Source organism: Nostoc sp., from assembly GCF_036917155.1.
Lineage (GTDB): Bacteria > Cyanobacteriota > Cyanobacteriia > Cyanobacteriales > Nostocaceae > Nostoc.
Genome location: NZ_JBALDZ010000104.1, coordinates 1 through 11,119 on the forward strand (window position 1 = coordinate 1; position 11,119 = coordinate 11,119).

Consider the following 11,119-nt stretch of genomic DNA (forward strand, 5'->3'; position numbering starts at 1 on the left):
TTTATCAAAGTTTGATTCCTAATTCTCTCACTTTTTTTGATCATCCTTATTTCTTTAGCAGCAAAAATACTTATCATCCCACGTTCTGTGCTTCATTTTGTAACATCCTAAGATAACCAAATATAGCGATCGCTATAAGCATCGTCCAGCCAATAATTGTCGGTATTAATACTGAATTATATGAACATTCTTAGTAACTATTTTTGTCTTATTTGTAATACGTTTTGAAGTGCGGAAGATGGGATCAAAGATAGCTACCGAGAGCGGATATTTGCCGAATCACAGCAACTAGGCAAGAGTTACCTAGAGACGCTTTACTTTATCATTGATTGTTATTTTGCTTTCAGAAAAGGTGCATTTCCCACGCAACAAGTAGCTTTCACCCCGATTAATACTGAAGATAACAAAGTCACATCTTGGACTGCAACTCCATTTGCAGAGGAGGAAGAAGAAGATTCTGATGGAGAAACATTCAGCCTTGATTTTGATTTGTAACGGGAATGTCTTGGCACAAGAATGCAACAGCTTTAGCACAGTAAGTTCAAGATTTGAGTTTATAATTCAATCCGACTTCAAGACTTTGAGTTTAAGCAAGCAAAGTAGGCCAGTTAATCTAATTTTTGAAAGGCACTATTAATTACAGGACATCGAAATTATGAAGCTTGGTGGCATGAATGAGGAGGAATTTGAATATTATGAAGACAATAATCCAGCACTGTCTAAAATCATACAGCGTAACATTCGGACTCTGATTCGCCTTCGACTTCAGGCTGCTAATAAACGAAATCTACAAGACCGAATTGCGGATATGATTACCTCTTTTTCAGGACATATAGTTTTTGTTTACGTACATATAGTCTGGTTTGGAGCTTGGATTGTTTTGAACACGGGAAGAATCGGCGTGCATCCGTTCGATCCATTCCCCTACGGACTATTGACAATGGTAGTATCTCTGGAAGCAATTTTTCTGTCAACATTTGTGTTAATTAGTCAAAACCGTCTGAGTGAAGAAAGTGAGTATCGAACAAACTTAAATTTACAAATTGCACTACTGACAGAGCATGAAGTCACACGAGTATTACAAATGCTTGATGCGATTCAAGACAAAATGGGCATTGATAATGATGAAGACAGTGAACTTGCAGACTTAGAAATGGAAACCAAGCCCGAAGATGTACTAACTGAAATTGAGCGGCTTCAGCAGTTAGCACTGAAGAGAAAAAAGCTGATTAAACGTAATTCTAGATCAAGACTTTTTTCAATTTGATTGAGCGCAACCCTCTATAGAGAGATATCTTTTTAATCCCCTCAAATAGTACTCAGCGATGCCTACGGCTGTAAATTACGCGCTTTTCACTCTTGCTGCTGCTAACTGTAAAATCCAGATATTCAAGGGACTGATTTTTGTAGTGCAGATTTGAAAGATACATCGTTCCTGCTAGATAATCTTTTTCTGATTAAGCTTTCGGATTTCTGCAATTACACCATCAAGCCCACGATTACCATAAATAATTAGCAATCGTTCCGCAGATAAGTAACTTAGCACAGGGTTACGAAATTTTTTAATATATGTTGTATCTGTAGGATTATAGCCAAACTGGGGAGCGATCGCTTTCAATTGCTCTTGAACAGTGGTAACAGCCGGAATTGATAAAACAAAATCGGCATCTGACAGGTTATGCAAGGCATACTCAGCCAGAAAGTTAGTAAGTGAAGAATTTGTAGTGAGGGCGAAGCTGCCAAGCTTACGGACTATCGGCAAACGCATTTTGTGTTGCTTATCCATGAATAAGTAACCTTGGGCTACGGGGTCAATTCCAGCAATAATTGCAGCTGCACGTAACCAGTTAACTACCTTATACTCGTTACCGAGAGTGGGAGATGAGTGAGCGCAAGCTTGAGTAATCACAAACTCTGGGGATAACTTTCGCTTCATCGTCTCTGCCAAACTGATGATGTGATGACCACCAGTTCTAGAATCGCCCGACGCACCATAATTGTCTGTTTTACCATTGCCACCGAAGTTCAACTCCTGAAACTCAGTGCCTGAAGCATTCCACTGAAAGACTATTGACTTAGCCCAGTCATGCCAGATTGGTGCTGCAATTAATAGGTCGTTACTGATATAAATGCTTGAATCTACTTTGCTTTCACTATCTGGATTGACAATTGGTAAACCATTACTGTTTGTTTGACCATATATTAGCCGATAGTTACTCGCAAAGCTCAAATTACTAATATTATTAAACGCTTCATGTATTGTTAGTCCTCCGGGATAAGCATGGTGACTGTTATTTCCACTTCCAGGTGCAGAGAAAAAAGATTGGGGAAGTTGAGGACAGGCAGTATTATCATTAATAACTGGTGGGAAAATTCCAACTATTAGTCCACCTGGAAAGGTCGTATCAGCAGCATCTACCAAGCCGACTTTGAGCAATTGCTCTACAATCTCCTGCTTTTTCCCATCAGTTAAGCCGGATCTATGCATGATACAGGTTGTGGGATTGTCAATGGCATCAAGTGTGGCTTTTCTCAGTTTGACATCTTTTATTTCTTGTGTCTGGTTTACCAAAAAATTTTTCGCTGACTGCACTAAGGGGGATTTTTCAGCAAGTCTAATTGCTTCAGTATTACCCGCTCCCAACATCTGTTGGTTGGTGTTATTGCTCATGACATCAGAGCCTTTGAGTTTGCCTTGTTCCTCCTCTGCTCGTAAAGGTGTGACCAACAATAATAAGCTCAAGCATAAACTTATTAATAATAGAAGATGAGATGATTTCATAGAGATTATCAGCCTTTAATTACAAAAGATTAATCCTCTATTGCAGTTGCCTCTCTTAAACTTACTTCCTAGTAGTTCGCCAACCCAAAATTGCTGGGTGGAGGTCGGCAGAGGAGCAGAGGAGAGATTTGTACAAGTTCTTTCCCCCCTGCCCCTCCGCACCTCTGCCCCTCTGCTTGCCACCACGCAAAATTCCCTTGGCAGACTACTAGAGGCAACCGCAACTTATTTAGGTGTAAATTGGCCCATGTGAATCTTGACTACGAATGGGGAATTCTACGAATCCCACTGGATGATGAGTAAAATGCAGTACAGACAACCCGGGATTATCTTCAGTCGCATAGGCCATAGATGCGTCTATGTATTCACCCTGTAACCGTGCTAGTTCTCCTGCGATAAATGGTACTGGATCTACTAACCCTTCATTATCTCCGAAGCGAATAGCCACAAAAATTTCATTGCTCACTTCCAGTCCTTCTGGAAATCCCTCAGTATGCTCTACCTGAATATTGCTTAAAATTAAATGCTGATGATTCGCACCATGATGATTTTCTGGAGCCGGAAACAATTTTTCAATGTTCCCAACTACTCGAATTAGTGGTGCGCCCAAGGAATGCTTGAAACGATGATGATTCAGGAATCCTGTTGCTTTGGTAAATTTGCTCATAAAACGCTACTTTTCAGAGTTGTCAAGTTTTATTAGGCACTTTTCAGTCAATCATGAAGCAAGCCTTTCAGAAGTATACATAAGATACAAATTTACAAATCTACTAATTGCGGCTAAATATTTAGTGAAAGATGTTGACAATCTTTGCATCCTAACAATCTTCCCACTACTCCACCCACAAAAAAGGAGAGCAACACTTTTTGATATCGCTTTGAATTCTCCTATTGGTAGAGATGTTTGAATAAAGGCATTCAGCCTGTAAATATCCTTGTAGCGAGCGGTATAACCAAATAAATTAACCCGCTATACTCCTCTGCTTAAACTTAGCTTAAATTCCTGATAAACAAATATTAATCTCTCCGGTTTTTAGATAAACTTCAGATTTATTTAATATCTTTAATTCACTTATTTCTCAAACTACTTCATCAATCTGGAGTACAGTAAAAGCAAATAACTCAAACAGGACTGACTTATGTCGAAAAAAGTGAGTTCAGCAATTAATCCGACTTTCTTAATAGATGTAAATCATGGTGGAAAGAAAGGGCAACCACTTTCGATTGCAGAACAATTAGCTGAGTTTATTGATGGAGCAAAGTCAAATCTGCACATTGCAATCTATGATTTTCGTTTAACGGAATCAACCCTTGCAGAACCCGTAATTACAGCACTTAAGAACAAAGCCCAAGCAGGTGTCAAAGTCCGAATTGCTTTTGATCATGGAAAACCTGAAACTAAAACAGTTGATGCCTTTATCGCTAGTGGTAGCGATCCAGCACCGAAAGGAACCAAAGCATTCCTAGAAAGTGTATTTGAGGGAACTCAAGTTGAAATAAAGAGCATTGCTGGCTCAAAGCTGATGCATAATAAATATGTCATTCGAGATGTGAATACCAGTGAAGCAACTTTGTGGACTGGTTCAGCTAACTTTACAGACGATGCTTGGACTTACCAAGATAACAATATATTGCAAATTTCTTCCCCGCAGCTTTGCTCATACTATGAAACTGACTTTCAGGAATTGTGGGTGAGTGGCAATATCAAGACCACAGGTGTTGGGGATACTGGTAAAGTTTATATTGCTTCAACTGAAGTTGATTTCGCTTTCTCGCCAGGGGAGGGTCAGACTATTGACTACATCATTTCTAGTTTGATTGGTTCAGCAAAAAACCGAATCAAGATTGCTTCGATGATGATCACTTCTCATGCAATTCTCGCTGCACTTGATGATGCCCTCAGACACAAACAGGTGAAAGAGCTTCATTATTAGTAATGGGTGTCGGAACCGGAAAAACGGCAGTAATTACTTCCTTGCCTTTTGTACTAGCGCCCTATATGCAGGGTCGCCAAACAATGATCGTGGTGGACAACTGTACGCTCAGAGGGCGAATTCTACAAGATTTTCCTACCGACTCTAGACATTGCCCAGTTTATGAACAATGTCCACTGTACATTCCTTATAAATAGTCAACAAGTAAATCTTGGAGAAAATTGGATAGCTTTTTCCACAATTGACTCCCAAACCGATAATTCATCCGAGTTGCAAACCTTGTTTCCATTATCAAAACAAGTGCAAATTGCCTCTGACACAGTAAATAGAGGTGCCGCACGGTTAGCAGGAATAGAACCACCTAAATTCGAGGACAATGAAACTACATTTGGTCAACTTATTGATCGCATTCAAAAAACTATCTCTCATTTAAATACTTTTAAACCTGAGCAAATTGACGGTTCAGAAGAAAGAGAAATTACCCTACAGATGCGTGACAATACTCTCTCTTTTCAAGGAATGCCATTTCTCCTATATTTTGTTTTACCAAACCTTTATTTCCATGTCACAACAGCGTATGACATTCTCAGACACTGCGATGTCGAACTTGGTAAAGGAGACTTTCTTGGTCAGCCTTAATCGGAGCAGTATCTAACGCAATTTTTTCGAGAATTTCCGAGCCAAACTGGCGTTACATATTGCTTCAGTTAGTAAAAAATAGACTTCTTGACGTTTGCCGGGAGCATTTCATCTAGGGGAAACACTCAGTCAGTGCGAATGTCTATTACAGTTTGGCTGACAGTCACATCATTAATCTATACCGTTCTGTAGAGGAACATTTAGATAAATCAAATCTTTAGTTGCTGATTGGCCAATTATCACTGTGACACTACAAGTACAAATTCTCTCTTGACAAATTTAGTCAAAGTTTAGAATTGCCGCAACTTCAACAAAAACTCTCCAAATTTACTCTGCAAGTAACACAGAGAAGCTCTTGTGGAAGTATTGGAATATTTAGTCTACAATACAGTACAGTTAAATCAGATTTACCTAGATTTTCAGAAGCGGTTAAGCAAAAAATAAATGGAGCAAACCTTTTTGGTTATTTGGTTTAAACTACTTCGTTTTTCTAATAAAGAAGATAATAACACTTTGAAAGCGAAAGAAAATATTTCTATATGAGTGTTAATAATTCTACTGAAATATTAGACAGATTTTTGGTGTGTGGACTAGGAAATTTAGGACAGCATTGCGTTGCGGCATTAGCAGAATTTGGTATTGTTGTAAATGGCATTGATTTAGAATTACCAAAGCGCTGGTCGGTTCCAAAAGCTAAAGATTCTTTGTCAAAGATGTTAATTGGTGACGCACGTCTACCGGAAGTATTAGAGTCAGGAGAAATCGTTCCTAGTTTGTCGTCATTTAAATGCTCTGGTAATACTCCTTCTCCTATTAAATATTCTGTTGCTTTTCCTACAAAAAATTCCCCAAATAGATATAATGGGGCGCTTAAAAAGCCTAATCCATTCAATATCATCGCTTTTATTACTTGTCCTGGTGTTAGGGTTTCTTTTATTTTTATTCCCACTATTTTATTCACTTCTTCAACTAATTCCATCTCGTCTATTATTCCTGCTACTATTCCTAAATGGTCTATATCTAGGATTTGCATGGCTTCTTTTAACTCTTTCATGGCTTTTCCCTTCTCTATTTGATGCTTGTTATTTTAACAAAGAAAAGCCTGAAATCTTTGCTAGGCAATATTTTCAGGCTTTTCTTTCTCTAAATTTTTAATTCCTAAATTTGCTTTAGTATCTGCGGAATATGGGTTGTAATACACAGTTGGGGCTGATGTTGAAATGTCCCATTCAATTGGGTGTCTTCAAGTCGAGGAAGTGCTGATTTTATAGGGGGTAAGACGTAATTATGTCTTGCAGGACTCCGCAGAAAGCTGATAAAGGGACTCAGGCATTTTCATGAGGGAGAGAATTTGTTTTTGAAGCTCGGACAGAGGGGTGATGAAAATGGTAGAATCGGGGAGGTAATAGAGAGTAAGGTGACAAAAAGCCTGAAGCATTCGCTCCGCAGATGGGCGATTAGTTTTTCGCTTTGGATTGCCATCATAAAGACCAGCCAGAGATTGTTGAGTTTGCTGGAGAGCCTGCCGTACCACAAACTCCATCAAAGTAAATAGGCGCAAAGCTATGTTCAACACGAACATCAAGCCAGTGATTCGGTCTTCGTTTTGGAAGTAAATAGGCAATGCTGGCAAAGAGCCTCTTTTAAAAAATTTTTTGTGTCCAATTACTTTTACTAATTGTTGCCATGTTGGTAAATATAATGGGTCATCGGCTCCATTTCCTGACAGGGTGGCGCTGACCAATGGCATTCCCATCGGGTCGAGGGTTGCCAATAATTGACGGTATTGCAGCAGGTCTGGACGCTTGTCCTTGGAATAGCCATAACGCAGTAGGCTTTCTTCTGGTGATTCGCCCTGTTGATGATTCACATTAAAACTAGTTGTATCAGATCGTGCCACTTCTGTCGGTAATTCGTAGGCACGAATCAGATGTCGTCCTAATTTTACTTCTATTTCTTGCCTAGCCTCTGATTGTAAGCCTAATTCTTCGACTACCCTTCCCAATCGGTCGTCAGTGGCATCTTTTTTTCCTATCGACCACCCCGTAGTTAGCTCTAAAATTTTTCGGTGTGCTTGTACCCAGGGTTCCACCGCCGACAACCGATGGTCTGACTGGGTGATTATGTATGTTAATAACAATACACTCAATTGACCATAGCTCATTCCTTCATGGTTTCCGTGTGGTGGACTCAGTTTTTGGTCTATCCACAAGGCTATCTCCATCTTTTTTAGCCATTCCACTATTAAGCTAATCGGCATTTAAATTGCAACATAGGCACTATTGCCCTTGTTTTTTATATTTCGATGCCACTTAATGACTAGCTCACCCTGGTTCAATAGCCTATCGAGTAAAGAATTTAACTCATCTACTGATTGAAATAGACGATGAGCAATGTATTCCTTACATGAATACCAGACTAATTCGATGATGTTGTAATCAGGACTATATGCAGGCAAAAACTCTAATACGAAGTTAGGGAGTTCCTGGGCGATAAAAGCCAAGAATGTCCTTACGTTTATGGAAACTAGCATTATCTAAAATTAAAATAATCTTGGGGCCAAGCTTCTGAAAATCCTCGCTGCTGAATCCAGAGCTTATCCACTCTTGTTTAATTAATTAATTTATTTAGTTGCTGCAACTGCTCATAAAAGATATCTCCCTCACCTTTTTTAATAAAAAAACATACCCGTTTGCGATCTCCTTCTCGGATTCCTCCCATAACATTGACCCGACCACGCCGACGTTGCCCTGTAAGATTTTTGCGTTTTCCTCGCTTACCCCAATTTTTCCGGCGAATCACACGTAAACTGAAACCGCTCTCATCCCAAAACCATACCTGCATCCGCTCTGGTTGCTCTCTTGCTATTGTCAAATATTGGGCAAGTTTCTCTTGAAATTCTGCTCTAATTAGAGGATCTTGTTTATCTTCTAAATCATACTTAGCCCAAATGTAACTATACTTTTTTCGCTTTAATATCCTCCTAACTTGAGAACTACTTAAATCAATTCCTGTTTGTTCTGTTAAATATGTTGCTAATCTTTCTGCTGTCCATCGACCAAATTCATAACCCAAATCTGATGGTTCTCTATCAACTGTTTTTAATAACAGTTCAATATATTCAGGCGTGGCTTTTCGGTTATGCTCATACTCTCGTTTATTATGTAAACTTTCTAGGTTATCTGGATCTCCATGCATACACCAATATGCAACAGTTCTAGGGGAACAACCTAGAAATCTAGAAATTTCTTGTTGTGTTCTGCCATCGTTTTGGAGCAGAATAATTAAAATTCTTTCCCTTACGTGCGGTAGTTCGCTCTCCTTAAGAGCCTGCTGTAGCTGAATCGCCTTATTCCTTTCCCCTCAAGGCATTAATTCCTCTCACTCTTCAAAAATGAGCGAACGTACAGTAACAGCACTTACGTTCTTTAATTGGAGAAAAGTACCATGCAACAGATTTCTGGCTGGAACACGGGAGCTTGCTCGTGATGCACCCTGGTTGTCAGTCTACTCATCTGCATCAGGTTCCGAAAACCAACAAAGTCGTTAGCTCGCGTTTTAATCTCACGTTTCGACCGCACACCGGAGGCGGGAGATAAGAGCAAGGGGAAAGGATAAGGGGGAATAAGAGATTTCTTCCTTTTACCTTTCCCCTTTAGCCAAGCTAAAAGCTTTTCAAAGTGGTATGGCTTCATACTGCTTGCTTTGCACTGCATCAAAATATCGGAGGGGATATGAACATAATTGATACTTAACTTGAGTTTACAAATTAGCTCTAATACCAATTTGGTATGAAGTTGCATAGAACGAAAAGGCTAAAAACCTTGATTGGTAAGCATTCCAGCCTTCCACAGTTTCATACAGCTTCACAATAATTTGGTATAAGTCCTATATTTAAAGGAATTTCATCTTGAATAAATTTATGTTAAGAAATTAATGAAATTACTATTAGTTAACCAAATCTTTACTTAAGTGCGTTTATTGTTAGACGAAACTGCTACTAAATGGATAAAGCAAAAAAATGATATGAATATATTGACTCATAAGATTATAACCTATAAGATTATGAGCGTAATCTGAGATATGAATTGAAAAGCCTATTATACTATAAGCGTTTCAAGAATTGTTAAAAACCGTGGTTTTGGCATCGTTGACGAAATTACAAATGTTTTAACACTCAATTCGTATTAGAAGTAAACAAGAGAAATTTGCGTTGCATAAATGCGGGATGAATTGGCAGGTGAAACCATTGACAATTCGTTCTAAATTGGGCGAAATCATCCCATGATTCAGCAACGCCGAGAAATTTAAAACTGATTCACCTATTAAGACTTTTGCGACAGAGCACTAGTGTGAAGCTTCACTAAGTATATCTGCAATCAACAAGACTTTGTTGCATTGACTTGTACTACTGACGAAACTCACATGTATTTAGTAAAACTATGTTTTCTAGCAAAAACTTAAGCAAGTTAGTAAGGAGTTACAAATGTACAGCATCCCGATACAAGAGTACGATGTCGTGATTATGGGTGCAGGTCTTGCTGGCAACTGTCAAGCTCGACACCTGCTGCTCAACATTCCAAATATCAAGGTCGCCTTGATCGACCCACGTCCTGAAGAGCGCACAGAAAAAGACCTGAAACTCGGTGAGTCAACAGTCGAAATTGCCGCTCTCTTCATTTGTAAGGAGTTAGGTCTCTATGAATATATAATCGAAAACCACCCACCCAAGTTCGGACTGAACTTCCATTGGCCTAGAGACCCAGCAAAAACCGGGACTATCGACGACTACTATCACATCTGGACTAACCGACAGCCTCCTATGACCTCTACTCAGCTAAACCGCGCCAAATTCGAGCGGGATTTGCTGAAGATGAACAAGGAAATGGGTGCTGTCTTTTACAACGGTCGCGTGGTTGACGTGGATCTGACTCCAGGAGATGCCTTCAAAACCGTCAAGGTCAAGGTCGGTAGCGAGTCTGTGGAACTTAAGGCTAAACACGTGGTTGATGCCGCAGGTCGTAAGTTTATTATTGGTCGCAAGACAGATAATGTCTTGTTTGGGCCGGATAATCTCTGCGGGATCAACACTGGCTCAGCATGGGTGCGTGTAAAAAATGTAGACCGCACCATCTTCCACGATGGCTATGACCCAACTAGTGCTTCATGCAGTCATTACTATGCCACGAATCACTGGTTTGGGCATGGTCACTGGCTGTGGATGATTCCGACTGACACCCAATCAATGGAGTTATCAATTGGGATCATCCAACATCATGACGTGATTCCGGCTGAGAGCATCAACACCCAGGAAAAATTCTACGCTTTCTTGAAGGCGAACCATAACATTCTCTACCAGCTGGTGACCAGCGGTGAGAACATCGACTTCCACTACTGGCCAAGGCTGGCACACACCAGTAAAATGATGTTCTCTCCAGACAACTGGTACGTGATTGGCGATGCTGCTTGTATCTTCGATGCTTTCTACTCAATGGGATCGTCGATGACTGCGTTTGCCATTGAGAGTGTGACAGAGATTATCCGCGCCAAGCTGGCAGGGGAGGCTGATGCAGAGGCGAAGCGATCTGCCTACAACGAGTTCAATCTCATACAAACGGGAGGCATCAACCAACTGATGAGCAATCATGCCAAGCAACTAGGTAATGCTAGCAGGGCAAACGCATCTTATTTACTAATAAAAACTAAGAGAGATTCCAAAATGACATAGATAATTGTAAAAATTGATGGAATGATAAATAAAATA

At 39.8% G+C, this 11,119-nt stretch carries 8 protein-coding genes and 3 pseudogenes; 6 read left to right on the top strand and 5 right to left on the bottom strand.

Annotated features, from left to right (window positions below; translation table 11 throughout):
- Positions 1-243 precede the first annotated feature (243 nt).
- Positions 244-495, top strand: a complete 252-nt coding sequence (locus tag V7K67_RS14965) for a hypothetical protein (protein ID WP_335167177.1) — start codon at positions 244-246, stop codon at positions 493-495.
- A 160-nt stretch (positions 496-655) separates the two neighbouring features.
- On the top strand, positions 656-1,267 hold the full coding sequence (locus V7K67_RS14970; RefSeq protein ID WP_335167167.1) for a DUF1003 domain-containing protein: 612 nt from the start codon (positions 656-658) through the stop codon (positions 1,265-1,267).
- Positions 1,268-1,438: 171 nt separating this feature from the next.
- Here the strand turns inward: V7K67_RS14970 and V7K67_RS14975 are convergent, their stop codons facing one another.
- A complete protein-coding gene (locus V7K67_RS14975) occupies positions 1,439-2,728 on the bottom strand; it encodes a hypothetical protein (RefSeq protein WP_335167169.1) in 1,290 nt (429 codons plus the stop codon).
- A gap of 283 nt (positions 2,729-3,011) precedes the next feature.
- Positions 3,012-3,449 (bottom strand): hypothetical protein, encoded by a 438-nt coding sequence (locus V7K67_RS14980; RefSeq protein ID WP_335002389.1) that lies wholly within the window; start codon positions 3,447-3,449, stop codon positions 3,012-3,014.
- Between the two features lie 472 nt (positions 3,450-3,921).
- Between V7K67_RS14980 and V7K67_RS14985 the strand changes: the two genes are divergently transcribed.
- Positions 3,922-4,716, top strand: a complete 795-nt coding sequence (locus V7K67_RS14985) for a phospholipase D-like domain-containing protein (protein ID WP_335167172.1) — start codon at positions 3,922-3,924, stop codon at positions 4,714-4,716.
- A 162-nt stretch (positions 4,717-4,878) separates the two neighbouring features.
- Positions 4,879-5,355, top strand: coding sequence for a DUF1993 domain-containing protein (locus V7K67_RS14990; RefSeq protein ID WP_335167173.1), 477 nt, complete (start codon positions 4,879-4,881; stop codon positions 5,353-5,355).
- A 760-nt stretch (positions 5,356-6,115) separates the two neighbouring features.
- Here the strand turns inward: V7K67_RS14990 and V7K67_RS14995 are convergent.
- The 3 genes and pseudogenes from V7K67_RS14995 to V7K67_RS15005 form a co-directional block, all read right to left on the bottom strand.
- Positions 6,116-6,409, bottom strand: a pseudogene (locus V7K67_RS14995) (DUF4277 domain-containing protein); the annotation flags it as partial.
- A gap of 231 nt (positions 6,410-6,640) precedes the next feature.
- Positions 6,641-7,615: an IS1634 family transposase gene (locus V7K67_RS15000; protein ID WP_335167175.1), complete on the bottom strand. Its 975-nt coding sequence runs from the start codon at positions 7,613-7,615 to the stop codon at positions 6,641-6,643.
- Positions 7,616-8,700 (bottom strand): annotated as a pseudogene (locus V7K67_RS15005) (IS630 family transposase).
- A gap of 86 nt (positions 8,701-8,786) precedes the next feature.
- On the opposite strand from V7K67_RS15005, the gene V7K67_RS15010 reads away from it, so the two are divergent.
- Together V7K67_RS15010 and V7K67_RS15015 are read left to right on the top strand one after the other, a co-directional pair.
- Positions 8,787-8,954: an alpha-ketoglutarate-dependent dioxygenase AlkB gene (locus V7K67_RS15010; protein WP_334729594.1), complete on the top strand. Its 168-nt coding sequence runs from the start codon at positions 8,787-8,789 to the stop codon at positions 8,952-8,954.
- Positions 8,955-9,841: 887 nt separating this feature from the next.
- Positions 9,842-11,026, top strand: a pseudogene (locus tag V7K67_RS15015) (NAD(P)/FAD-dependent oxidoreductase); the annotation flags it as partial.
- Positions 11,027-11,119: the final 93 nt, after the last annotated feature.

Coding starts and splice junctions, on each gene's coding strand:
- V7K67_RS14980 (WP_335002389.1), bottom strand. CDS start 3,449: ATGAGCAAATTTACCAAAGCAACAGGATTCCTGAATCATCATCGTTTC.
- V7K67_RS14990 (WP_335167173.1), top strand. CDS start 4,879: ATGAACAATGTCCACTGTACATTCCTTATAAATAGTCAACAAGTAAAT.
- V7K67_RS15000 (WP_335167175.1), bottom strand. CDS start 7,615: ATGCCGATTAGCTTAATAGTGGAATGGCTAAAAAAGATGGAGATAGCC.
- V7K67_RS14985 (WP_335167172.1), top strand. CDS start 3,922: ATGTCGAAAAAAGTGAGTTCAGCAATTAATCCGACTTTCTTAATAGAT.
- V7K67_RS14970 (WP_335167167.1), top strand. CDS start 656: ATGAAGCTTGGTGGCATGAATGAGGAGGAATTTGAATATTATGAAGAC.